Source organism: Hymenobacter piscis (genome assembly GCF_018760735.1).
Taxonomy (GTDB): Bacteria; Bacteroidota; Bacteroidia; order Cytophagales; family Hymenobacteraceae; genus Hymenobacter; species Hymenobacter piscis.
In genome coordinates this window covers 154,282-178,885 of sequence record NZ_JAHHZN010000009.1, presented here as the reverse complement: position 1 = coordinate 178,885, position 24,604 = coordinate 154,282, and the positions used below count along the sequence as shown (strand labels likewise).

General features: G+C 62.9%; 21 protein-coding genes. 17 read left to right on the top strand and 4 right to left on the bottom strand.

What is annotated here, in order from left to right; genetic code table 11:
* Positions 1-73 precede the first annotated feature (73 nt).
* From KLP40_RS11990 to KLP40_RS11965, 6 genes are all read left to right on the top strand, one after another.
* The gene (locus KLP40_RS11990) at positions 74-1,558 is read left to right on the top strand and encodes a phytoene desaturase family protein (RefSeq protein WP_215594019.1); all 1,485 of its coding nucleotides are present in this window, start codon (positions 74-76) and stop codon (positions 1,556-1,558) included.
* 96 nt (positions 1,559-1,654) lie between these two features.
* Positions 1,655-2,497, top strand: coding sequence for a phytoene/squalene synthase family protein (locus KLP40_RS11985; RefSeq protein WP_215594018.1), 843 nt, complete (start codon positions 1,655-1,657; stop codon positions 2,495-2,497).
* 118 nt (positions 2,498-2,615) lie between these two features.
* A complete protein-coding gene (locus KLP40_RS11980) occupies positions 2,616-3,137 on the top strand; it encodes a hypothetical protein (protein WP_215594017.1) in 522 nt (173 codons plus the stop codon).
* A 106-nt stretch (positions 3,138-3,243) separates the two neighbouring features.
* Complete coding sequence (locus tag KLP40_RS11975) at positions 3,244-4,443, top strand: carboxypeptidase-like regulatory domain-containing protein (protein ID WP_215594016.1); 1,200 nt, start codon at positions 3,244-3,246, stop codon at positions 4,441-4,443.
* A gap of 109 nt (positions 4,444-4,552) precedes the next feature.
* A complete protein-coding gene (locus KLP40_RS11970) occupies positions 4,553-5,401 on the top strand; it encodes a 4-hydroxy-3-methylbut-2-enyl diphosphate reductase (RefSeq protein WP_215594015.1) in 849 nt (282 codons plus the stop codon).
* A 36-nt stretch (positions 5,402-5,437) separates the two neighbouring features.
* The gene (locus tag KLP40_RS11965) at positions 5,438-6,193 is read left to right on the top strand and encodes a fatty acid desaturase (protein ID WP_215594014.1); all 756 of its coding nucleotides are present in this window, start codon (positions 5,438-5,440) and stop codon (positions 6,191-6,193) included.
* A gap of 22 nt (positions 6,194-6,215) precedes the next feature.
* Here the strand turns inward: KLP40_RS11965 and KLP40_RS11960 are convergent, their stop codons facing one another.
* Positions 6,216-6,953 carry a LytR/AlgR family response regulator transcription factor gene (locus tag KLP40_RS11960; protein ID WP_215594013.1) on the bottom strand — a complete coding sequence of 246 codons (738 nt, stop codon included), beginning with the start codon at positions 6,951-6,953 and terminating at the stop codon, positions 6,216-6,218.
* A gap of 258 nt (positions 6,954-7,211) precedes the next feature.
* Here KLP40_RS11960 and KLP40_RS11955 point away from each other — a divergent pair, with 258 nt between their 5' ends.
* On the top strand, positions 7,212-7,784 hold the full coding sequence (locus tag KLP40_RS11955) for a hypothetical protein (protein WP_215594012.1): 573 nt from the start codon (positions 7,212-7,214) through the stop codon (positions 7,782-7,784).
* A 112-nt stretch (positions 7,785-7,896) separates the two neighbouring features.
* Here KLP40_RS11955 and KLP40_RS11950 read toward each other — a convergent pair whose 3' ends face one another.
* The 3 genes from KLP40_RS11950 to KLP40_RS11940 form a co-directional block, all read right to left on the bottom strand.
* Positions 7,897-8,265, bottom strand: coding sequence for a heavy-metal-associated domain-containing protein (locus tag KLP40_RS11950; protein ID WP_215594011.1), 369 nt, complete (start codon positions 8,263-8,265; stop codon positions 7,897-7,899).
* 55 nt (positions 8,266-8,320) lie between these two features.
* On the bottom strand, positions 8,321-10,609 hold the full coding sequence (locus KLP40_RS11945; RefSeq protein WP_215594010.1) for a TonB-dependent receptor plug domain-containing protein: 2,289 nt from the start codon (positions 10,607-10,609) through the stop codon (positions 8,321-8,323).
* A gap of 96 nt (positions 10,610-10,705) precedes the next feature.
* Positions 10,706-11,149: a hypothetical protein gene (locus tag KLP40_RS11940; protein WP_215594009.1), complete on the bottom strand. Its 444-nt coding sequence runs from the start codon at positions 11,147-11,149 to the stop codon at positions 10,706-10,708.
* Positions 11,150-11,455: 306 nt separating this feature from the next.
* On the opposite strand from KLP40_RS11940, the gene mraZ reads away from it, so the two are divergent.
* From mraZ to KLP40_RS11890, 10 genes are all read left to right on the top strand, one after another.
* Positions 11,456-11,932: a division/cell wall cluster transcriptional repressor MraZ gene (gene mraZ, locus KLP40_RS11935; RefSeq protein ID WP_215594008.1), complete on the top strand. Its 477-nt coding sequence runs from the start codon at positions 11,456-11,458 to the stop codon at positions 11,930-11,932.
* Complete coding sequence (gene rsmH / locus KLP40_RS11930) at positions 11,929-12,870, top strand: 16S rRNA (cytosine(1402)-N(4))-methyltransferase RsmH (protein ID WP_215594007.1); 942 nt, start codon at positions 11,929-11,931, stop codon at positions 12,868-12,870. The genes mraZ and rsmH overlap by 4 nt, the downstream gene beginning before the upstream one ends.
* 138 nt (positions 12,871-13,008) lie before the next feature.
* On the top strand, positions 13,009-13,740 hold the full coding sequence (locus KLP40_RS11925) for an FtsL-like putative cell division protein (RefSeq protein WP_215594006.1): 732 nt from the start codon (positions 13,009-13,011) through the stop codon (positions 13,738-13,740).
* Positions 13,724-15,892, top strand: coding sequence for a penicillin-binding protein (locus KLP40_RS11920; protein ID WP_215594005.1), 2,169 nt, complete (start codon positions 13,724-13,726; stop codon positions 15,890-15,892). Before KLP40_RS11925 ends, KLP40_RS11920 begins: the two co-directional genes overlap by 17 nt.
* A gap of 124 nt (positions 15,893-16,016) precedes the next feature.
* On the top strand, positions 16,017-17,492 hold the full coding sequence (locus tag KLP40_RS11915) for a UDP-N-acetylmuramoyl-L-alanyl-D-glutamate--2,6-diaminopimelate ligase (RefSeq protein ID WP_215594004.1): 1,476 nt from the start codon (positions 16,017-16,019) through the stop codon (positions 17,490-17,492).
* 273 nt (positions 17,493-17,765) lie between these two features.
* Positions 17,766-18,986 carry a phospho-N-acetylmuramoyl-pentapeptide-transferase gene (mraY, locus tag KLP40_RS11910; RefSeq protein WP_215594003.1) on the top strand — a complete coding sequence of 407 codons (1,221 nt, stop codon included), beginning with the start codon at positions 17,766-17,768 and terminating at the stop codon, positions 18,984-18,986.
* A gap of 176 nt (positions 18,987-19,162) precedes the next feature.
* Complete coding sequence (murD, locus tag KLP40_RS11905; RefSeq protein ID WP_215594002.1) at positions 19,163-20,548, top strand: UDP-N-acetylmuramoyl-L-alanine--D-glutamate ligase; 1,386 nt, start codon at positions 19,163-19,165, stop codon at positions 20,546-20,548.
* Between the two features lie 31 nt (positions 20,549-20,579).
* Positions 20,580-21,761, top strand: coding sequence for an FtsW/RodA/SpoVE family cell cycle protein (locus KLP40_RS11900; RefSeq protein ID WP_215594001.1), 1,182 nt, complete (start codon positions 20,580-20,582; stop codon positions 21,759-21,761).
* Between the two features lie 108 nt (positions 21,762-21,869).
* Positions 21,870-22,961 carry an undecaprenyldiphospho-muramoylpentapeptide beta-N-acetylglucosaminyltransferase gene (gene murG / locus KLP40_RS11895; RefSeq protein ID WP_215594000.1) on the top strand — a complete coding sequence of 364 codons (1,092 nt, stop codon included), beginning with the start codon at positions 21,870-21,872 and terminating at the stop codon, positions 22,959-22,961.
* Between the two features lie 54 nt (positions 22,962-23,015).
* Complete coding sequence (locus tag KLP40_RS11890; protein WP_215593999.1) at positions 23,016-24,533, top strand: UDP-N-acetylmuramate--L-alanine ligase; 1,518 nt, start codon at positions 23,016-23,018, stop codon at positions 24,531-24,533.
* The last annotated feature ends 71 nt before the right edge of the window (positions 24,534-24,604 follow it).

Genomic DNA, 24,604 nt, shown 5'->3' with positions numbered 1-24,604 from the left:
GAAGTCGGGCAAATACCCATCTTTGCGGTGATTGATGGCCCGGGGGCCGTCGGCGCGTAATTCCGTTTTGTTTGTGAGTAAACACATCATTGTTATCGGGGCGGGCTTTGCCGGCCTGTCGGCCGCCACTACGCTGGCCCAGCGCGGTTACCGCGTAACGCTGCTGGAAAAAAATGAGGGTCCCGGGGGCCGGGCCCGCCTGTTCCGGGCTGAGGGCTTTACCTTCGACATGGGGCCGAGTTGGTACTGGATGCCCGATATCTTCGAGCAGTACTTCGCCCGCTTTGGCAAAAAAGTGGCCGACTATTACGACCTCGTGCGCCTCGACCCCTCGTACCAGGTGATTTTCAAGGGTCCCGAGGCGGTGGATATTCCGGCAGCCATGAGCGAGCTGCGGGCCCTGTTCGAGCGGTTTGAGCCCGGCAGCGGGGCCCGCCTCGATGAGTTTCTGCGCCAGGCCGCCTACAAGTACCAGGTGGGCATCGGCAAGTTCGTGCACATGCCCGGCCGCTCCCTGCTCGAATTCGCCGACCCGCGCCTGCTCGTGGATGCGTTGCGGCTGGATCTGCTCCAGAGCATGCACCAGCACGTGCGCAAGTTCTTCCGTGACCCGCGTCTGCTGGAGCTGGTGGAGTTCCCCATCCTGTTTCTCGGGGCTACCTCGGAAAACACGCCGGCCCTGTATTCGCTCATGAACTACGCCGACCTGGCCCTGGGCACCTGGTACCCGATGGGTGGCATGCACAAAATTGTGGAAGGCATGGTGGCCCTGGCCCGGGAGCAGGGCGTACAAATCGAGTACAACGCGCCCGTGGAGCAGATTGTGGTGGAAAACGGCCGCACCACCGGCGTGCAGACCGCCGCCGGCTTCCGCGCTGCCGACGCCGTGGTGGCCGGCGCCGACTACCACCACGCCGAGCAGCACCTGCTGGCCCCCGAATGGCGCACCTACTCTGAGGCCTACTGGGACAAGCGCACGATGGCGCCCTCATCCCTGCTGTTTTACCTGGGCGTGAACAAGCGCCTGCCCAACCTGCGCCACCACAACCTGTTCTTCGACGAGGACTTCAGCCTGCACGCCCAGGAAATCTACGAGGACCCGCAGTGGCCCAGCCGCCCGCTGTTCTACGTCTCGGCCCCGTCCCAGACCGACTCTACGGTGGCCCCGGCGGGCTGCGAGAACGTGTTTCTGCTGATGCCGGTAGCCCCCGACCTGCCCGACCCCGAGGCCACCCGGGAGCACTACTACCACCTGATGATGGAGCGCCTGGAGCGGCACTGCGGCACCAGCATCCGCGACGCGGTGGTGTTCAAGCGCAGCTACGCCCACCAGGATTTTATGCAGGATTACCACAGCTACAAGGGCAACGCCTACGGCCTGGCCAACACCCTGCGCCAGACGGCCATCCTCAAACCCTCACTCAAGAGCAAAAAAGTGAGCAACCTCTATTTCACCGGCCAGCTCACCGTGCCCGGCCCCGGCGTGCCGCCCTCCCTCATCTCGGGCCAGGTAGTAGCGGGGGAAATCTTTAAAGAATTAAGAATGCCTTCTAAATAGCTTTAAACGTCAACCTGAGGTTAAGGAGTGGGATTTTCAGGGTTAGTCAGCTGCCTGCAAATGCTTAATTCTTAATTCGTAATTCTTAATTGAAATTTGGACCACGTCGCTCTTTTCACCGAAACCAGCCGGGCGTGCAGCAAGCTCATCACGCAGCGCTACAGCACGTCCTTCACGCTGGGCATCCGGACCCTGGACCAGCGGTTTCACCTGCCGGTGTACTCCGTGTATGGGTTCGTGCGCTGGGCCGATGAGATTGTGGACACGTTTCACGACCACGACAAGGCGGCCCTGTTCGCCGATTTCCGGCGCCAGACCTACGAGGCCCTCGACCAGCGCATCAGTCTGAACCCGGTGCTGCACGCCTTTCAGGACGTGGTGCACCAGTACGGCATCGACCGGGAGTTCATCGACGCCTTTCTCTACAGCATGGAAATGGACCTTGATGACCGCAGCTACGACCAGTCGTTGTACGCCCGCTACATCTATGGCTCGGCCGAAGTGGTGGGGCTCATGTGCCTGCGCATCTTCTGCGAGGGCAACCAGGCCCAGTTCGACCACCTGCGCGAGCCGGCGCGCCGCCTGGGCTCGGCCTTCCAGAAAATCAACTTTCTGCGCGACATCCGCTCCGATTACGAGGACCGGGGCCGGGTGTACTTTCCGGGCGTGCAGTACGAACGGTTCACCGACGAGGTAAAGCGCGAGATTGAGGCCGATATCCGGGCCGATTTTGAGGCCGGCTACGCGGGCATTGTGCAGCTGCCGCGGGCGGCCCGGCTGGGCGTGTACCTGGCCTACGTGTACTACCTCAAGCTCTTCCACAAAATCCGTCAGCTGCCGGCCCGCCACATTCAGCAGGAGCGGGTGCGGGTGCCCACCAACACCAAGCTGCTGCTACTACTGGGCTCCTGGTTTCGGTACCGGATGGCGCGCATCTGAGCCGGGGCAGGGGAGGAAACGGTCAGAATTTCGCTATTTGGCGTCATAATTGAAGCAGGCCGGCCCGACTACCGGCCGCGGCCGGTCATCTTTATGACGCTAACTTCCGTTCAACTCCGTGATTCGCTCCCTGTTCCTGATTTTCCTTCTGACTTTTTCCACCCTCGTGCCAACCGAAGCCAACCCGTATTCCGTTCATCAGCTCCGCCGCCACTATCAGCAGGCGGCCACCAGTAAAGAAGCCGGCGAGAAATTCCACAAGCTCATGGCTGCCTACACCCAGCAGGACGCCGTAGTGCTGGCCTACAAAGCGGCCGCCGAAGCCATCCGGGCCCGCGACGCCTCCATGTTCAACAAGCTCACCTACGTGCAGCAGGCCAGCAAGCAGTTCGACCAGGCCGTGAAGCTCGACGCCGACAATGCCGAAGTGCGGTTTCTGCGCCTGAGCGTGGAAAGCAATCTGCCCGGCTTTCTCAACCTGAGCCAGCACGTAGAGGAAGACCGTCAGTTTCTGGTCCGCACCCTGCTCAACCATCCCAAGTCGGGCCTCGACGCCGAGTCGTTTGGGCTGGTACGCGACTTTCTGGTGCAGCGCGGCCACGTTTCCGACGACGACGCCCAGAAGCTGGCCCGGCTGTAGTGGTTGGCCGGCCGGCCGGTTACTACGGCTCCGTAACGTCCGTCCGGACCTTGCGGAGCCGTTTTTCGTACCGTGGGTCTATCTCCGAGTTGTTTCTCCTTGCTTTATGAAATCTATTTTACTGTTTCTCCTGCTTGCTCTGGTGAGCAGCTATACCTACGGCCAGCAGATTTTGCTCAAAGGGCGGGTCCTGGACGAGAAAAACCAGCCCGTGCCCTACGCCAGCGTGGGCGTAGAGGGGGCCGAAGTAGGCACCGCCACCAACGAGGCGGGCGAGTTTCTGCTGCGGGTGCCGCGCCTGCCCCAGCAGCTCAAGTTTAGCAGCCTGGGCTTCGAGCCGGTGACGCAGCCGGTTGCCAGTGCCAGCGCGCCGCTCGTCATCCGGCTGCGGGCCAGCGCCGTGGCCCTGCCCGAAGTGCGGGTGCGCAACCCCCAGCAGATAGCCACCGAGCTGGTGCAGCGGGCCAGTGCCAAGCTGGCCCGGCATCGGCGCCAGGTAAGTTACGGCCAGGCCTTCTACCGCCAGAAACAGCGCCATAACGGCCGGTATACGGAGTTTCTGGACGCGTACTACGATGTGCGCTTCACGCCCGAAGGTATCAATGGCTGGATGCTGGACCAGGCCCGCTTTGGCCAGGTAGCCGAAGATACCGGCGTGGAAATGACCAATTTTTCGGCCGCGTTACGGCTGATTCCGGTGTACGAACCCAAACCCAGCCCCAAAACGGTGGCCGTGCCGCTGGGGCCACGCGCGGCCGAGCAGTTCTCGTTTCAGCTGCGGGAAGTGCTGCGTAATGGCCATGAGGAAACGGCCGTTATCGACTTTGCGCCCCGGCCTGAGCTGGGCCAGGCGGCCCTCACCGGCACGCTCTACCTCGACCTGAACACGGCCGCGCTGCGGCGGGTGGAAAGCCACGTGCCCATTGCCAACCTCATGACGCTGCAGTTTGGCGAAGGCACCAGCCTCGACTCCCAGACCATGCGCATGACAACCGATTTCGTGCCCTACCAGGATTCGCTGAGCCGCTTGCAGTCCGTGCGGGCCGACCAGCGCATTGTGCTGCGGTACCAAAACCAGACCGATACGACCACGGTAAGCGGCAATCTGTTCTTCTACAACTACGCTCCCGGACACGAAGGCAAGGGCTACAAGCCAACCGGCATCAACTACAACGACCTCAAACAGGCCCGTAAGCAGCGCTACGACCCCGAGTTCTGGCGTAGCCGGGAAGTGCTGCGCGCTTCTCCCACCGAAGAGCGCGTCATCCGCGACCTGGAGCAGCAGCAGGCTTTCGGCTCATTTTAAGCGCCGGAACTGGGGAGGCCCGTTAAACACCAACGGGCTTTTTCCGGTTTCTGCTCTATCTTCCGGCTAAAGCAACCTTCCGGGGGCTTGTCGGGTTACTTCGTTAGCTATGCCGCACCACCTGAGCGTCCGTATCGACCCCAATTCCGGCTTTTGCTTCGGCGTCATCTATGCCATTCAAATGGCCGAGGACCTGCTTGATGAGCAGGGTTACTTGTATTGCCTGGGCGACATTGTTCATAATGACGAGGAAGTAGAGCGCCTGGAACGGCGCGGGCTGCGCATCATCGATTACGAGCAGCTGGCCGCGTTGCGGCAGGAGGCCGTGCTCATCCGGGCCCACGGGGAGCCGCCCAGCACCTACCAGATGGCCATGGAAAACGAGCTGACCCTCATTGATGCGTCCTGCCCGGTAGTGCTCAAGCTCCAGAACCGCATCAAAACCAGCTACGACAAGCAGGACCGGATTTTCATCTACGGCAAGCACGGCCACGCCGAAGTGCGCGGCCTGCTGGGCCAGACCAGCGGCCAGGCCGTGGTATTTGAGAACCTGGAAGAGTTGCTGGGCCACGAGTTGCCCGCCCGCCTGACCCTCTACAGCCAGACCACTAAGAGCACCGACTCCTTTTACCGCATCAAAACCGAGCTGGAGCAGCGCGGCTACGAGGTGAATGCCAACGACACCATCTGCCGCCAGGTGAGTAACCGCGACAAAGACCTGCGCCGTTTCGCGGCTCAGTTCGATCAGGTCGTGTTCGTGTCGGGCACCAAGAGTTCCAATGGGAAGGTGCTCTACCAGGTCTGCAAGGATACCAACCCGGCTACCCACTTCATTTCCAAGGTGGACGATTTGTGCCCGGGCTGGTTTGAGGCGGGCCAGAGTGTGGGAATTTGTGGCGCCACCAGCACGCCCATGTGGCAGATGGAGCAGGTTCGCGACGCCCTGCTGGCGCTGTGAAACCGGGAATGAGTGATTGAGCGAATGAGTGAGTTGATGCATCCTGTTAGCGGGGCGGCGGTTGCCGCCAGCCACCCGGCCCCGGTCCGCCCGGCCCGGGTAAAGCCCGCGCCGCTGGGCGGATGGGGGGTGCTGGCGGCACTGCTCATCATCGGGAGCTGGGCCGGGCTGCTGACGTTTCTGCTGGCCTTTTACCAGCCCGACTGGCGTACGCCCTGGCCCTACCTGCTGGCGTTATTGCAGACCCACCTTTATACGGGCCTTTTTATCACGGCCCACGATGCCATGCACGGCGTGGTGAGCCCGCGCAAGTGGCTCAACAATGCCCTGGGCCTGCTCACGGCGGGTTTGTTTGCCTTCAACTGGTTCCCGGGGATGCTACCCAAGCACCATGCCCACCACCGCCACGTGGCTACCGAGCACGACCCCGACTTTCACGACGGCCGCCACCCGGGTTTTCTGCCCTGGTTTGCGCGCTTCGCCTGGAACTACGTCACGCTGGGCCAGGTAGTGCTGATGGCCGTCACGTACAACGTGCTCAAGCTGTTTTTCCCGCAGGCCAACGTAATTACCTTCTGGATGCTGCCGGCCGTACTGGCCACGTTGCAGCTGTTCTTCTTCGGTACCTACCTGCCCCACCGTGGCGAGCACGCCCCCGACAACCTGCACAAGGCACGCAGTCAGTTTCGCCACCACCTGTGGGCCTTCGTGAGCTGCTACTTCTTCGGCTACCACTACGAGCACCACGACCAGCCCTATCTGCCCTGGTGGCGCCTCTGGCGAACCAAGTAAAATTCCTGCTGTAACCGCAGAACTACTGCTGGCGGCGAATGAGGGAGTGGTTGACAATGCGCTCCGTGACCCGCTCCCGGTACGTCTGGCCCAGGGGCAGGGCCCGGCCGCCCACCTTCACCTCCAGACTGCTCATGGAATCAATCCGGGCAGCATTGACCAGGTAGGAGCGGTGGGTACGTATAAACAGGCCGGGCGGAAGCTGTTCTTCCAGATTTTTCAGATTCACCAGCGTAAGGTGAGTGCGGCCATCGGCAGTATTGATTTTGGTGAAATCCTTGAGGGCCTCGATGTAGAGCACCTCCCGGTAGTGCAGGCGCACGAACTGCGCGTCGGTCCGGATGAAAAACGAGCCCCAGCCCGTGAGCGTGTCGTTCTGCATGTCCGGCTGGGCCATGTTCACGCGCAGAATACCGGCCACCTTGCTCACGGCCTTCAGAAACCGGTCGAGGGAAATAGGCTTGAGCAGAAAGTCGATAACATCGAGGTTGAAGCCCTCCATGGCATATTGCGGATGGGCCGTCATCAGGACTACCAACGGGGGCTGTTGCAGGGAGCGCACCAAGTCAATTCCCGACAAGTGGGGCATCGTGACGTCGGAAAACAGGACCTGCACCGGATGTTCCGTCAGGTAGCGGTGGGCTTCCAGCGGATCGGTGAAGGCCGCTTTCACGTCCAGCGTGTCCGTCATGGCGATGTACGCCTGCAACAGGTCCAGTACCAGCGGGTCGTCGTCAAGGAGCAGGCACGAAATCTTCATGCGGAGGAGCTAAGGGGGGAGGTAGGGCAGTGAATATAAAAGGATAAAAATGAATTGTATAATAAATTATTGAAAGAAAACAATTTCGGTCGACTTCACGCCGCCATTGGTCTACTTCTTAGAAGAACTGATATATAATTAATAGGTTGATAATTAGTTATTTGCTTAGATTACGTAGAAGGCTAGAGAACTTTATGAGTACGTGCTGAAGCTGCCTTCCCAGTAGTCCGTCCTGTCCTGTCCACACACCTGCCGCTCATGAAAAATGCTTCACTCACCCCCCTTTCCAACGCTCCGCCCCTGGAACTGGGTGTAGCACTCACTATCGCCCATCACGAAGGCGTGCGCCGCTCCCTGCATACAGCTTTCGGGCTTAGCAAGCGGGCCATCAACCTGCGCATCGATCCGGGCATGGACCTGATTTTCCTCTGCGAGGCCACGCTGCCGGGCTCGTTGCCCTGTTTGGCCACCCTCACGCACCCGGCCGTTCAGGCCGTACTGCTGCGGCAGGCCACGCTCAGCTGGGTGCCCGAAGCCGACCAGGCCATCGGGCGGGGAACTCCCACGCTGGGCGCCCTGGAGCGCGGCAACTGTTTCCTGACGGCCAACAGCCGCAAGGTACCCATTGCCACCTTCGGGCCCGCCCACATCAAGCCGGCGCAGATAAATATGGAGTTGCTGGGCCAACCTAACCTGCTGGAATACCTGCGTGCCGAGTCCTTCATGCTCGAAATTTCGGGCACCAACCGTCGGCGGCTTAGTCGTTCCCTCGATTTCCGGGTCAACCTGCAGTTTGAAGTGCAGATGGCCGGCGCGGTGGCCCTGGCCTGAGCGCGCAACTGCAAGACAACTCCGCCCCAAAAAACGGAACAGCCCAGCCTGTAGTACCGAAAAAGCCCCCTGAAACGATTTTCAGAGGGCTTTTGAATGAAAGGGCGCGGCGTTAGTGGGTGCTGTTGGTTTTCTTGCAGCACTCCGGCAGCCGCTCATAGGCGCGGGCGTCGGCGGTCTGGTCGTTGGCGTCGTAGCCGGTTTTCTGAACGGCGGAGCGCAGCGCTTCCGGAGTTGTTTTGTCGGGGCGGTAGGTGACGGTCAGGACTTTGCTGGGTACGTCGAGGCTGGCCTGCTGCACACCTTTCTCGTAAGCCAGCGACTTTTCGAGGCGGGCCTTGCACATGTCGCAGACGGCGGAGGTCTTGAGCTGAAGCGTTTCGGTAGCAGGGCCTTTGGTTTTGGCCGCAGTCTGGGCGAAAGCGCCGGCCGAGGTCAGCAGCAGGCCGCCGGAGAGCAGGAGGGAGGCAAAGAATTTCATGGCAAGAAAACAAAGAAAGTGACGGTAAAAGTGCCCCGCAGGACGAAAAGAAGGGTTAGGGCAGCGTTACGCGCATGCCCAGGTAGGTGAGGCGGCCGTACACCGGGCCCCAGATCATGGCCGCATCAAAATCAGGACCAAACGGAGCGTAGGCGCCCTGAATGGGGTTGGGCTGGCGGCAGTTGGTCAGGTTCTCGACCCCGGCGTACACCTCCCAGCGCTTGAAGGCCCGGGTGAGCTGGGCATTGAGCAGGGCGTAGCGCGGACTCCGGGGCAGGGTCGCTTCGCCGGAGCCGTGCTGGTGGCCGGGGCTGCCAGGCTCATGGGCCAGGGGCCGGCGGCCGTAGCCCTGCACCGTGAGGTCGGCGCGCCACTTATCGAAGGCTGTGGCGTAGGCCAGGTTCAGGAACAGGCGGTTGCGGGGCGTGAGCACCCGGGGCAGCAGCTGGCCGGCGTAGGTGGTCTGCACATCCAGGTACTTGTAGGCGGCCTTAGCCTGGAGGCCCTTCACGGGTTCCACCTGCACTTCGGCCTGGAAGCTGCGCGAGTAGCTGCGCCCACCCGGCTCCAGGTTGCCGATGAGCAGCTGGGCCGGGTCGGTGTAGGGGTCGGCTACCACCTGGTTCTGGAATTCGGTGTGGTAGTAATCGGTGATGAAGGTGCCCGGTCGCCCGAAGGCATTGAAGTACTGGGTAAACGAGCCGCCCACGTTCCAGGCCGTTTCGGGCCGCAGCCCGGGGCTGATAACGAATTCGCGGGAGCTGACCAGCATGCCCGAGTTTTCGGCCAGCGGGTTGGCCGTGCGCAGGCCCCGGCCGGCGGCCAGGCGCAGCACCGTGTTCCGGGTGGCGTCGTACTTCACGTTGAGGCGGGGCGTGAGCAGCCAGCCATAGAGGTTGTGGCGGTCGAGGCGCAGGCCCGTGACCAGCGTGAGGTTGCGCGCGTTCTGGTAAGTATACTCGGCGAATACCCCGGGCACCTGCTCGCGGCGGCGGCGGTTTTCCCGGTCAAAGCGTTGCTGGGGCGTTTCGCCGGGGTACAAAAAGCCGGTGCGGTATACTTCCCGGTAGTCGTCGTGCAGAAAGCTCAGGCCGGTGCGGTAGGTATGGGCCGTGGTCCCGATGATGCTCTGGAAGAGCAGGGTAGCCAGGCCGGTGCGCTGGGTGCCGTCGTAGGTGCGCAGGCCGTAGCGGGAGGTGAAGTCGTGGTCGGTGGCCGAGAGCAGCAGGCCTAGGCTCTGGTAGGGCCGGCCGGCCCAGGTGTAGCTGGTTTTGGCGTAGCCGGTGTAGCGGTCGGTGGCCTGGGTGGTGCCGTAGAAGCTGCCGGGCGCCTCGGGGCGGTAGCCCAGCTGGCCGCCCTGGCGGGTTTCGCGCAGGCCCCCCAGCCCGATTTCCATCACCAGACCCTTGCCGGAAAGGTACTTCCACTTGTTGAACAGGTTGTACTGGGTGGCCAGGGGCAGATCCAGGAACCCGTCGTCGTTGCGGTCGGCGCGGCGGCCCAGGTGGTCGGTGTGCAGCAGCAGGGTGGTACTCACCTTGGAGCTGAGCCGGTGGGCCAGGTTCAGGTTCAGATCGAATTTGCCCAGGTCGTTGACGTAGGCGTTGAAGTGCAGGCGGTCGGCTTTGTCGGGCTCCTTGAGGCGGATGTTGACCTGGCCCGAAATGCTTTCGTAGCCATTCACCACCGAGCCCATGCCCTTGATAATGTCGATGCCCTCAATCCAGGGACCCGCCAGGTAGTTGAGGCGGTAAGGCGTGGCCAGGCCGCGCAGGGCGGGCAGGTTGTCCACCGTCAGCAGGGAGTAAGCACCGTCGAGCCCCAGGAGCTGAATCTGCTTGGCCCCCGACACGGCGTCGGTGGTCGAAACTTCTACCGAGGCGTTGGTTTCGAAGCTTTCGGCCAGGTTGCAGCAGGCCGATTTGGTCAGGTCGCGGCTGCTGATGACCTGGGTATTGGTGGGAGTGAGGGCCGAGTAAGCCAAGGCCCGGGCTTCCACTTTCACCTCGCCCAGCTCGGCTGAGCGGCGCAGCGGCACGCGCAGGTAACCGCCGCCGGCGCGTACCGTATCGGCCAGGTACCCCAGGAAATTAAGGATGAGGCGGTTGTCGGAGCCGGCCGGGCGCACCAGGGAAAAGGCGCCCTGGGCATCGGTAGTGGTGGCACCGGCCGTGGTGCTGAGCCAGCGCACCACGGCCCCGGGTACGGGCGCGCTGGTGGTGGCATCGAGTACGAGGCCGCGTACGGGGGCCACACTGGCATCGGGCGACTGGGCGCGGGCCGCGGGACCCAGCACGAGGCCGGCTACGGTGAGCACCCGGCGGAGCCGGTCAGGAAAAAGCATAGGAAGAGGAAGTTAGCGGTTCTTGCCGAAGTAAACGGGCCGCCCCCACGGGCACGGCCGGCTTCCGCTGCCAAGCGGAAGCCCACGGAAGAAACGCTAGACTACCAGTACGCCCACGAACGTGAGCAGGGCGCGGCCCCCCAGCGGAGGCGGGGACGAGTCGGCTGCAAACCAGCGGGCGGCTGGTTCGGCCGTGGCGTTAGCCCGTAAGGCCGGCGCCGGCGCGCTGGGCCACAGGGGTAGCAGGGCCGGCGCCGGGGCTTTCACCCAGCTGAGCTGGGCGGCGGGCGCGTCGAGCTTGTGGAAGTGGGCCCCGAACTCGCAGCAGCTTTTGGTCAGTTGGGGGGCGGCGGCCTGGTGGACGCCCGGCGTCCGTCCCGCCGGCGGGCAGCCGTGGTGCGCGGGCCGGAAGATAATGGCCGCCGAATGGTGTCCGCTCTGCCGGCAGGTGTGCTGCTGAACCGTGAGGCCCACCGAGGCGGTGAGCACCAGCAGGGCCAGCAGGGCACTGAAAAACCGGTGGCGGAACGGACGTTTCATAAGCAGTGCCAAAGATACAACGTGCTGGCTGAACGGACCGTGCGCAATCCGGGTCCGGGAGGTGCAAAAGTCCGGTTCACCGGCTGGGCACCAGCAGTCCTTCCGGCCGGCGTGGCTGTCCGACGGGCGTCTGTCATTCTGGCGGGCCGTCGCGTGGCTGCGGGGTGGAAGAGCGGGAAAACCGCCTGTATATAGCGTGAAGGGCATAGTCGGGGGTGGTAGAAAATGGTAAATCGTGGTGGCCTTTTCCGGGCGGTTGCGTACTTTTGCTATATCCCCTTGCCATGGCCCCCGCACCCCGCCCTTATGAACCAGTTGCTCTCCGGCGAATACGAGTGCAAGCTCGACCCGAAAGGTCGGCTGGTGCTGCCGGCGAAGGTGAAGGCCAACCTGCCCGAAGCCTCCGGCAACCAGCTGGTGCTGGTGCGCGGGTTTGAGCCCTGCCTAGTGCTCTACCCACGGGCAGCCTGGCGCGTAATTCATGAGAAGGTGATGGCCCTGGACGAGTTCAATGAGGAATACCGCCAGTTTCAGCGCAACTTCTTCCGGGGCATGACGGAGGTGGAGCTCGACAGCATCGGGCGGTTTATGCTGCCGCGCACCATGCTGCGCTACGCCGGCATCGAGCGGGAAGCCATTATCGTGGGCCTGGGCAACCGCTGCGAAATCTGGGACCCCACCCGCTACGACGACTTCCTCATCAAGGACCAGCAGCGCTTCTCGAAGCTGGCCCAGAAATTTCTGACCACCGATACCGGCCCTTTCGGCCCCCTGGCCGCATGAGCAACGATTTGAACGAGTACGCCAACGATACCGCCTACCACCGCCCCGTGATGCTGCGCGAGTGCCTAGAGGGGCTCGACCTGCAACCCGGCGGCCGCTATGTCGACGTTACGTTCGGGGGCGGCGGCCACTCGGCCCGCATCCTGGAGCGTTTGCAGCACCCCGGCCACCTGTTCAGCTTCGATCAGGATGCCGATGCCGAGGCCGAAGCCGCCCGGCTGGCCCGGCCGGAGTTTACCTTTATCCGCAGCAACTTCCGTCACCTCCACGCCGAGCTCAACCAGCGCGGGGTGCTGCCCGTGGATGGCCTGCTGGCCGATCTGGGCGTGTCGTCGCACCAGTTCGATACGCCCGAGCGCGGCTTCAGCACCCGCTTCGACGGCCCCCTGGACATGCGCATGGACCCCGACGGTGGCGACGCCTCGGCTGCTGACCTTATTAATGAGTACCCGGAGGCCGAGTTGCACCGCATTTTTGGTATGTACGGGGAGGTAACCAACGCCCGCACCCTGGCCGCCACCGTGGTAAGTGCCCGGCGCGGGCAGGCCATTACGACCATTGCGGGCCTCAAAAAGGCCATTGCGCCCTGCACGCCCCGGGGCAAGGAAAACAAGTACCTGGCCCAGGTTTTCCAGGCTCTGCGCATCGAGGCCAACGACGAAATGGCGGCCCTGCGCGAGATGCTGGAGCAAACGGCCCGGGTGCTGCGTCCCGGCGGGCGGCTGGTGGTCATGAGCTACCACTCCCTCGAAGACCGGCTGGTGAAGAATTTCCTGGCCAAGGGCAAGTTCTACGGCGAAGCCGAAAAGGACCTGTTCGGCCGCACCGACCTGCCCTTCGAGGTAATCACCCGCAAGCCCGTGGAAGCCACGCCCGAAGAAATTGCCCTCAACAGCCGCGCCCGGAGCGCGAAGCTGCGCATCGCAATTAAGAATTAGCAATTAAGAATGAGGAATTACAGTTTCCATTGTCAATGCTGCAAAGCTGCCCGTCAATAGCCGGGTGCTTTGGATACTGACGCGCACCGTAAGCTTTCAGCTCTTAATTCTCAGTTCTTACTTCTTACTTGAACAAGAATGGCCACCAACACCGTCCGTCCTGCCGCCAGCCAGCCCCGCGCCAACGTGCCCCGCACTGCGGAGCCGGTGCCGGAGCGCCCGCCGGTAGCCGGGCCGGAACCCGCGGCGGCCCCCGCCCCCCGGCCCGTGCGGCCGCCGCGGCCGGCGGCCGAAAAGCGCAGCAACTGGAGCGTGTTCACCCTGCTCGAGCGCGTCACGCGGGTAGACGGGCTGTTTCGGGAGGGCCTGCCGGTGCGGTTCCTGCCCCACCTGCTGTTCGTCATGTTCCTGACGCTGGTTTACATCGGCAACACGCACTACGCCACGCGCCTGAACCGCAGTATTCAGAAGCTCAAAATTGAAACCGAGGACCTGCGCGCCGACTACACCACCCTCAAATCGGATTACATGGAGGCCAGCAAGCAGAGCGAGGTGGCCCGCAAAGTGGCCGCTTACGGGCTGGTGGAAAGCTCCTCGCCGCCCTTCCGCATTGCCGTGCCCGCCGGCGGCCTCGACGCCGCCGAGCTCGAGCGCATGCCCCTGCTCACGGCCGACTCGGTGGCGGCCATGACCGCCCGCGCCCGCGCCGACTCGCTGCGCCGCGCCGTGGGGCCCGCCCTGGGCGGCGACTCGGTGGAGGTAGGGGCGCCGCCCGTGCCCATCGGCACCGATGTGAATGGCGAGCCGGCCGTGCCGGCCGCCGCATCTTCCAATCGTTCAGCCAACCGCCGCAATGAAAGGAAACGTTAAAAAAAGTATTGTAACCCGCATCCGGCTGGCCTTTCTGGGGGTCTGCCTGTTTTCGGCGGCCATTGTGTGGCGCATTGCCCACATCCAGTTTCAGGAAGGAGCCCGCTGGAGCGCCCTGGAGCAGGAGCGGCGCATCGTGTACCAGCCCGTTTTCGCCACCCGGGGCAACATCTACTCCGATAACGAAAGCATCATGGCCACCTCCCTACCTTTTTACCGGGTGGCCTGGGACCCGAGCGTGGTAAAGGACGACCTGTTCAACCAGAAAGTAGATTCCCTGGCCGGCCTGCTGGCCAGCTTCTTCGGCGACCGGAGCAAACAGGAATATTCCCGCCGGCTCAAGGATGCCCACAATCCGAAAAGCAAAACGCGCTACATCCGACTGAATTCCAAGCAGATTAACTACCAGGAGAAGAAGGAGCTGGCTACCTGGCCCATTTTCCGGGAGGGCAAGAACCGGGGCGGGGTGATTTTTGAGAAGGTGGACAAACGCTTCCGGCCCTTCGGCGGGCTGGCTCAGCGCACCATCGGCTTTATCAACGAAGACAAGAACGGGGCGGGCCTGGAGTTTACCTTCAACCGCCACCTGGCCGGCCGCGACGGCGAGGCCCTGTTTGAGCGCCTGCCCGGGGGCAACAAGCCCATCTACGACGGCACCGAGGTGAAGCCCCAGCCCGGCTACGACGTGAAAACGACCCTCGACATCAACCTCCAGGACATGGCCGAAAACGCCCTGTATAAGTCGCTGGTGGAAAACAACGCCCAGTACGGCACCGTGATTCTGATGGAGGTGAAGACCGGCGAAATCAAGGCCGTGGCCAACCTGGGCAAGGTGGCCGAGGGCGTGTACCGCGAGGATTACAACTACGCCATTGCCGACCAGGGCCGCACCGAGCCGGGCTCCACCTTCAAGCTGGCCTCCATGATGGCCGCCTTCGAGGAAGACCCCAGCCTGCAGCTCACCGACACCATTAACACCGGCCGCACCGGCTCGCTGAAAATCGGGGGCGCCGTGAAAACCGATTCCCACCCCTACGGCCGCATCACGCTCCAGCAGGTGTTCGAGAAGTCGTCGAACATTGGGGTGGCCAAGCTCACGGACCGCATCTTCAACAAGAAGCCCGAGAAATATACCGAGTACCTCAAGCGCTTCGGGCTCGATAAGCCCCTGGGCTTCCAGATGGCCGGCGAGGCCCGCCCCTACATCAAGGACCCCACCGACCGGAGCTGGAGCCGCACCTCGCTCACCACCATGAGCATCGGCTACGAGCTCAAGCTGGCCCCGCTCCAAACCCTGGCGTTTTACAACGCCGTGGCCAATGGCGGGGTGAAAATGCAGCCCATGATTGTCAAGCAAATCAAGCAGGCCGATAAGGTGATTGAGCAGTTTGAGCCCGTGGTGCTCAACCCCAAAATCTGCTCCGAGGAAACCCTGCAGAAGGTGCGCGCCATGATGGAAGGCGTGGTGGAGCACGGCACCGCCCGCGGCATCCGCAGCCGCGACTACCTGATTGCGGGCAAAACCGGCACGGCCTGGAAGTTCAAGAACGGGGCCTACACCCGCACCTACTCCACCAGCTTCTGCGGCTACTTCCCGGCCGATAATCCCAAGTACAGCTGCATCGTGGTGGTGGACTCGCCCAAGAACGGCCGCATCTACGGGGCCGACGTGGCCGCGCCCGTGTTCCGGGAGCTGGCCGACAAAGCCATGGCCCGCGACGCGGCTTCCCAGCGCCCCCTGCTGGCCCGCGCCCCCCAGGGCAAGTCGCGGGTGCCCCTGGTGCAGGCCGGCATGCAGGACGAGCTGACGATGATGTTCGCCCAGCTGGGCGTGCGCCACGCGGGCAGCACCGGCACCGATGACTGGGTGCGCACCGCCGCCGCCCCTGCCCCCGATTCGGCCGACGTGCTGTTGCGGCCTATGCCCGTGCGCCCTGGCCGGGTGCCCAACGTGCAGGGCCTCACCCTGCGCGACGCCCTGTTCCTGCTCGAAAACCGGGGCCTGCGGGTGCGCAGCATCGGCTCGGGCCGGGTGCGGGCGCAGTCGGTGGCCGCCGGCACGCCGGCCCGGCGCGGCACCACGGTGGTGCTCCAGCTCGAACCCATCGGCACCCAGTCGAGGCCGCTGGCGGTACTGGCGGGGGCACCCTGAATTCCCAGGGCTGAAGCCCTGGGCTAGTCAGCGGTGAAGCCAAGACCCACTACGTAGCCCAGGGCTTCAGCCCTGGGAAACTGGGAAGCCCGGGAAGTAACACGAACGATATACCAGACTGCTCTTGAACCAGAATACCACGCTTGCCCAACTCCTGACCGCCGTAGCCGTGCTCGACCAGCCGGGCCCGCCGGACGTTACCGTGGATACGCTCACCCTCGACTCGCGGCAGGCGGGGCCGGGCGCGGTGTTTTTCGCCCTGCGCGGTACGGCCACCGATGGCCACCAGTTCATGGCCAAGGCGGCCGGGCAGGGGGCGGCCGTGGTGGTCTGCGAGGAGCTGCCCGCCGAGCTCAACCCGGCCACCCGCTACGTGCGCGTGGCCGATTCGGCCCGGGCCATGGCCCTGATGGCGGCCGAGTTCTACGGCCACCCCTCCCGGCAGCTGCAACTGGTGGGCATTACGGGCACAAACGGCAAAACAACCTGCGCCACCATGCTCCACAAGCTGTTTCGGGAGCTGGGCTACCACTGCGGCCTGCTGAGCACGGTGCAGAACCAGATTGACGAGCAGGTGATTCCGAGCACCCACACCACGCCCGACGCTATCCGCCTCAATGAGCTGCTGGCCCGGATGCTGAAGGCCGGCTGCACCCACGTGTTCATGGAGGTCAGCTCCCACGCCGTGGTCCAGCACCGCGTTACGGGCCTGCACTTCGCGGGCGGGGTGTTCACCAACCTCAGCCACGACCACCTCGACTACCACGGCACCTTCGATGCTTACCTGAAGGCCAAAAAGGGCTTTTTTGACATGCTGCCGAAGTCGGGGTTTGCCCTGAGCAATGCCGACGACAAGCGCGGGGCCGTGATGCTGCAGAACGTGGCCGGCCGCCGGGAGCAGTACTCCTTGCGCGGCCACGGCGAGTTCCGGGCCCGGCTGCTGGAAAACGCGGTCCACGGTCTGCATCTCGAAATCGAGGGCCGGGAAGTGCAGTTCCGCCTCATCGGGGTGTTCAATGCCTACAACCTGCTGGCCATCTACGGCACGGCGGTGCTGCTGGGCGAAGACCCCACGGAGGTGCTCACGGTGCTTTCGGGCCTGACCTCGGCCCCGGGCCGGTTCGAGCCGGTGGTGTCGGAGAAAACGCGCGTCACGGGCATTGTGGATTACGCCCACACGCCCGACGCGCTGGAAAACGTGCTCCAGACCATTGCCGACATCCGCCAGCCCAGCCAGCAGGTGATTACGGTGGTGGGCTGCGGCGGTAACCGCGACGGGGCCAAGCGCCCCATCATGGCCCGCCTGGCCGCCGAGCTCTCCAACCGGGCCGTGCTCACCTCCGACAACCCCCGCTTCGAGAACCCCGCCGATATTCTGGCCCAGATGCAGACCGGCGTGCCGGCCGCCGCGCTGGGTAAAGTCCTTACCATTGCCGACCGGCGCGAAGCCATCAAAACGGCCGTGGCCCTGGCCCAGCCCGGCGACATTGTGTTGGTAGCCGGCAAAGGCCACGAAACCTACCAGGAAATCAACGGCGTCAAAACCGACTTCGACGACAAGCAGGTGCTGACCGACATGTTTCAGCTGCTGGGGAAATGAGTTTTTAGTTGCTGGTTGTCGGTTGTCAGAGGAACGTCATGCTGAGCGCAGCGGAGCGAAGTCGAAGCATCTCTACCGCTTCGTTGCCGTCGTCAGGATTACCATAGCAGTAGAGATGCTTCAACTTCGGCTACGCCTGCGCTCAGCATGACGTTCCTCTGACAACTGACAACTGACAACCAGCAACTGATAACTCACCTTTGACCCCAACCCAAAAAACCGAACCTTTGCAGTCCGAAAACCTCCATACCCCGACTGCTGACCGTTGCGCCCATGCTGTACTACTTCTTTAATTACCTCTACAAAGTTCACCACGTGCCGGGTACGGGGGTAATGCAGTACAGCTCGTTCCGGGCGGCGCTGGCCATTGTCTCTTCCCTCATCATTGCCCAGTACTTCGGCGCCCCGCTGATCCGGCTGCTGCAGCGCCAGCAAATCGGGGAAACCATCCGGGATTTGGGCCTCCAGGGCCAAGCCGAGAAGAAGGGCACCCCCACGATGGGCGGGCTCATTATTCTGCTGGCCATTCTGGTACCGGTGCTGCTGTTTGCCAAGCTCGAAAACATCTACATCATTCTGATGCTGGTGAGCACGGTGTGGCTGGGCCTGATCGGCTTCGTGGATGACTATATTAAGGTAGTCAAGAAGGACAAGGAGGGACTGGCCGGCCGCTTCAAGATTCTGGGCCAGGTGGGCCTGGGTCTCACGGTGGGCTGGGTGCTGTTCTTCAGCAACGACGTAACCGTGCGCCAGTACGCGCTGGCCAACGGCACGTTCTCGGCCGTGGACGCCAGCGGCGTGTACCAGGACGTGAAGCTGATGATTACCACCGTACCGTTTCTCAAGAACAATGAGCTCAACTACGGCGACCTGTTCGCCACGGCCGGTGACTTCTTCAACGAGTACTACGCCTTCTTCTACATTCCCATCGTCATCATCATCATCACGGCCGTCAGCAACGGGGCCAACATCACCGACGGCCTCGACGGCCTCGCGGCAGGTACCTCGGCCATCATCGGCACCACGCTGGCCATTTTCGCCTTCGTGAGCGGCAACGCCCTGCTGGCCGACTACCTCGACATCATGTTTATCCCGAACTCGGGCGAGCTGGTTATTTTCTGCGCCGCCTTCGTGGGAGCCTGCGTGGGCTTTCTGTGGTACAACAGCTACCCGGCCCAGGTTTTCATGGGCGATACGGGCTCGTTGGCCATCGGCGGCATCATTGCCGTGCTGGCCCTCATCGTGCGCAAAGAGCTGCTGATTCCGGTGCTCTGCGGGGTGTTCCTGATTGAAAATCTCTCCGTGATGGTGCAGGTGAGCTACTTCAAGTACACGCGCAAGAAGTACGGCGAAGGCCGCCGCCTGCTGCGCATGTCGCCGCTGCACCACCACTACCAGAAACTGGGCTACCACGAATCCAAAATCGTGTCGCGCTTCTGGATTGTGGGCATCATGCTGGCCGTTCTGACGCTAGTAACTTTGAAACTGCGCTAAATAGTAGAGCTCAGAATTGAGAGCTCAGAACCTAGATCATAGAGCTAAGAACGGAGAGGCCAAAGCTTGGAAGATGAAATGGCAACGCTGCCCTTCCTCCCATCTAAGCTCTAAACTCTAAGCTCTAAGTTCTAAACTCTAAGCTCTCAATTCTAGGCTCTAAGTTCTCAAATCTCATGTCTAAGATTGTCATTCTAGGAGCCGGCGAGAGTGGGGTAGGGGCAGCGCTGCTGGCCCAGGCCAAGGGCCACTCCGTGTTCGTGTCCGATAAGAGCCCGATTCAGCCCCGCTACCAGCAGAAGCTAACCCAGGCCGGCATCCGGTTTGAGGAAAGCCAGCATACGCTGGAAGAAATTCTGACCGCCGACGAGGTAGTGAAAAGCCCCGGCATCCCGGAAAAAGCGCCCGTTGTGCAGGCGCTGCGGGCCCAGGGCACGCCCATCATTTCTGAAATTGAGCTGGCCGGACGCTATACGCAAGCAAAGTGCATCTGCATCACGGGCACCAATGGCAAAACCACCACCACCCTGCTCACTTACCACCTGCTCAAGGAAGCGGGCCTCAAGGTGGGCCTGGCCGGCAACGTGGGCTACTCCCTGGCCGAGCAGGTCATGGCCGACGAGCACGACTACTACGTGGTGGAGCTGAGCTCCTTCCAGCTCGACGATACCATTAATTTCCAGCCCTGGATAGCGGTACTGCTCAACATCACCCCCGACCACCTCGACCGGTACGACTACTCGCTGGAAAAGTACGCCCAGTCCAAGCTGCGCATCACCCGGCGCCAGGACAGCAGCAACTTCTTCATCTACAACGCCGACGACGAAACCATCCAGCGCTACTTCAAGGGTGCGCTGCGGCCCATGCGCCAGCTGCCCTTCAGCCTCCACCACCGCCCTGATTTCCATCTGGCCGGCTATTACGAGGAAGAACAGCGGGTGCGCCTGGATTTGCTGCCGGGCTTCTACAGCCAGACTGAAACCGTGAGCACCGCCAATTCCCCGCTCATCGGTCAGCACAACCGCCAGAACACCCTGGCCGCCGTGCTCTGCGCCCGCGTGGCGGGGCTGGAAGCCGCCCAGATTGAGGCCGCGCTGAGCACCTTCCGCAACGCCGACCACCGCCTGCAGCTGGTGGGCGAACGGCATGGCACCCGCTTCATCAACGACAGCAAGGCCACCAACGTGGAAGCCGCCTGGTACGCCCTCGACGGCATCACGGCCCCTATTGTGTGGATTGCGGGCGGCACCGACAAGGGCAACGACTACACCAGCCTGCTGCCGCTGGCCAAGTCGCGGGTCAAGGCCCTGGTTTGCCTTGGCGTAGATAACGAGAAGCTAAAGGCTGGTTTTGGCGATATTGTGCCTCATCTCGAAGAAACCCAAAGCATGGAATCGGCTGTGCGCCGGGCCGCCGCCCTCGCCGCCCCCGGCGACGTGGTGCTGCTCTCGCCCGCCTGCGCCAGCTTCGACCTGTTCCGGAACTACGAAGACCGCGGCCGGCAGTTCGCGGCTGCCGTGGCCGCGTTAGGTACTGCCCCCGACAAGACTGAAGTAGTGTAATCAGCACGAAATCAACGAAAATCAGTGATTCATGGAGATTGTAACCAACTGGCTGCGCAAAAACCTCAAGGGCGACCCTATTCTGTGGGGCATCGTGGTGCTGTTTTCGCTCATTTCCATTGCAGTGGTGTACTCGGCTACGGGCACGCTGGCTTACAAAAGCCGGGGCGGTAACACGGAGTACTTCCTCATGAAGCACACCAGCCTGATTTTTGTGGGCCTGTTCTTTATGTGGCTGGCGCACCGGATTGATTACCGCTACTACTCGCGCATCTCGCTCTACGCCCTGCTGCTGTCGGTGCCGCTGCTGCTGTTCACTTACTTCATGGGCGGCACCACCTTCAACGATGCCTCCCGCTGGCTCACCATCCCCGTCATCAACCAAACCTTCCAGCCCTCCGACCTGGCCAAGCTGGCCCTGATTTCCCATTTAGCCTCCATGCTCAGCCGCCGCCAGCAGCACGTGGGCGACTTCAAAACCACCCTGCTGCCGGTAATGCTGTGGGTGGGCGTCATTTGCGGGCTGATTATCCTCTCGAACGCCTCCACGGCCCTGCTGCTGTTTGCCACCTGCCTGCTGCTGATGTTCATCGGGCGGGTGCCGCTCAAGCAAATGGCCGTGATGGTAGTCATTGGCGTCGTGATCGGGGGAGTGGGGCTGGTAGCCGGGCAGCGCTGGAAAACAGTGCAGTCGCGCATTGAAAGCTTCACCGACAAGAGCAAGCCCGTGCCCTTCCAGCTCGAGCACGCCTACATTGCCGAGGCCACCGGGGGGCTATTTGGCAAGGGACCCGGCAAAAGCACCGAGCGCAACATCATGCCCCACCCGTATTCCGACTTCATCTACGCCATCATCATCGAGGAATACGGTCTGTTCGGGGGCGTGGTGGTGCTGTTTCTGTACCTGGCCTTCCTGTACCGGGGGCTGAAAACGGTGATGAACAGCTACGGGGCCTTTGGGGGGCTGCTCTCGGCGGGCATCACGTTCAGTCTGGTGCTGCAGGCCATGGTGAACATGGGCGTGGCCGTGGGCCTGGGTCCGATTACCGGGCTGCCGTTGCCCCTGCTGAGCATGGGAGGCACGTCGCTCATTTTCACTGGCATCAGCATCGGCATCATCCTGGCGGTGAGCCGGGGCGAGCGGGAAATCCGCCCTATGGCCGGTGAGCCCGCCGACACGCCCCGTATCCCGAAAGTGTCGCAGTACGCCTGATTTTTTTAGTTGTCAGTTGATGGTTTATGGTTGTCAGTCAAGTGATTGGGCAATTGTTAAGCTTTTATAAACCTAATAACTGACAACTAGTAACTGACAACTAAAACAATGAAACTCATCATCAGCGGCGGGGGTACCGGGGGGCACATTTTCCCGGCGGTAGCCATTGCCAACGAAGTCCGCCGCCGCCGCCCCAATGCGGAAATCCTGTTCGTGGGAGCCAACGGCCGCATGGAAATGACCCGCGTGCCCGAGGCCGGCTACCACATCGTGGGCCTCGATATTGCGGGCCTGCAGCGCAGCCTCACGCCCAAAAATCTGCTGTTCCCCATCAAGGTGATGCGGGCCGTGCGCAAGGCGGGCAAAATTATTGAGGATTTCCGGCCCGATGCCGTGGTGGGCGTGGGCGGCTACGCCTCGGCGCCAGTGCTGCTGGCGGCCACCTCCCGCGGCATTCCGGCCCTGATTCAGGAGCAGAACTCCTACGCCGGCCTCGTCAACAAGCTGCTGGCCCGGCGCGTGCAGCGCATCTGCGTGGCCTACGAAGGCATGGACAAGTTCTTCCCCGCCGACCGCCTTGTGCTCACCGGCAACCCCGTGCGCACCGAAATGGCCGATGGCCAGCGCGCCGCAGCCCGGGCCTTTTTCGGGCTTGATGACACCCGGCCCGTGCTGCTGGTCATCGGGGGGAGCCTGGGGGCCCGCACCCTCAACCAGGCCACGGCCGCCGCGCTGACCCGCCTGCAGGCGGCCGGCGTGCAGCTGCTCTGGCAAACCGGCAAGCTCTACTTCCCCCAGGCCGAACAGCAGGCCGCGCCCTTCCGCGAAGCCGGCCTGCACGCCCACGAGTTCATCCGGCGCATGGATCTGGCCTACGCCGCCGCCGACGTGGTGGTGAGCCGGGCCGGGGCCCTGTCGGTGTCGGAGTTGTGCCTCACGGGTAAGCCCAGCATCCTGGTGCCTTCGCCCAACGTGGCCGAAGACCACCAGACCAAGAACGCCCTGGCCCTGAGCACCCGCGCCGCCGCCCTGCTCGTCCGCGACTCGGAAGCCGCCGCCACCCTCTACGACCAGGCCCTGGCCCTGCTCCAGGACCCGGTGCGTCAGCAGCAGCTGACCACCAACATCCGCCAGCTGGCCCGCCCGCAGGCCACGGCTACCATCGTGAACGAGCTGCTGAAACTGATTCCGAACGAGTAATAACGACTGGCGTTACCCAGTTTTCCAGACCCTAGGCTCCCAACACCCCACAGCATGCAAACCAACGTCTTCTTCCTCGGTATCGGCGGCATCGGTATGTCGGCGCTGGCGCGCTGGTTCCGGGCCAACGGGCACGTCGTGAGCGGCTACGATAAAACGAGAACTCCCCTCACGGAGGCCCTCACGGCCGAAGGCATCCTGATTCACTACGACGACGCGGTGGAAAACCTGCCGTCGGCCGTACGCGAAAACCCCGCCGATACGCTCGTTGTGCTCACGCCCGCCATTCCGAAGGACCACCGCGAGTGGGCCTGGCTGCGGGAGCAGGGCTACGACATCCGCAAGCGCAGCCAGGTGCTGGGCCTGCTCACCCAGGGCCGCCCTACCATTGCGGTGGCCGGCACCCACGGCAAAACCACCACCAGCAGCATGGTGGCCCACCTGCTCCACCACGCGGGCGTGCCCTGCGCGGCCTTTCTGGGCGGCATCAGCGTAAACCTGGGCTCGAATCTGTTGCTGCCTTCGGAAGCCGGTGAGCGGGGGAGCAGGTTGAGTGACGGAGAGCCAACAACCAACAACCAACAACCAACAACCAGCGCCATTCCCGTAGTCGTGGAGGCCGACGAGTACGACCGGAGCTTCCTGACCCTGTTCCCGACCGTGGCCATCGTCACGAGCACCGATGCCGACCACCTCGACATCTACGGCGACGCCGACACGCTGCTCGAGTCGTTCCGGCAGTTCGTGGGTCAGATTCAGCCCGGGGGCACGCTCATCATCAACCACACCGCCGATGCGAGCGTGGCCGCCGCCGCCCCGGCCGGGGTGCGGGTGCTGCACTACGGCCTGAGCCCCGCGCAGGGCCCCGAACTGTACGCCGCCAACATCTCGGCCGAGGGGCACCTGTTCCGTTTCGACATGCACGGCCCGTCGGATGCGGAACAAACGGCGCTATCAGCCAATAGCTCTCAGCCAACAGCCAGAATAGAAGGGCTGGAGCTGGCGGTGCCGGGCTTCCACAACGTGGAAAACATGCTGGCGGCCGCCTGCGTGGCCCGCCTGCACGGCCTTTCCGAGGAGCAGCTGCGGGCCGCCGTGGCGGCCTACCGGGGCGTCAAACGCCGCTTCGAGTTCATTGTCACGGCCGGCACGCCCGCCGCGCCCAAGGTGTACGTAGACGATTACGCCCACCACCCCCGCGAAATCGAGGCTTTCCTCAAGTCCCTGCGCGCCCTGTATCCGGGCCGGCGGCTGCGCGTGATTTTTCAGCCCCACCTCTTCAGCCGCACCCGCGATTTTGCCCCCGGATTCGCTGAAAGTCTGAGTCTTGCCGATGAAGTGGTGCTGCTCGACATCTACCCGGCCCGGGAGCTGCCCATGCCGGGTGTTACGTCGGAATTGATTTTATCCCAAATCACGGCCCCGGAAAAATCTCTGCAAACCAAGGCCGAAATTTTGCAAAATGCCGAAACCAATCCGAATTTTGACGTATTAGCCACCGTAGGGGCCGGCGATGTGGACCAGTTGGTGCCTCAATTAAGGAATATTTTGAATATTCGCTGGCGGGAATAAGCCTTTGGCTTTCTGCCTGCCCCGACCCTAGCTTCCTGCCGCCGGCCTGCCCGACGCTCCCGCCCCTGAAC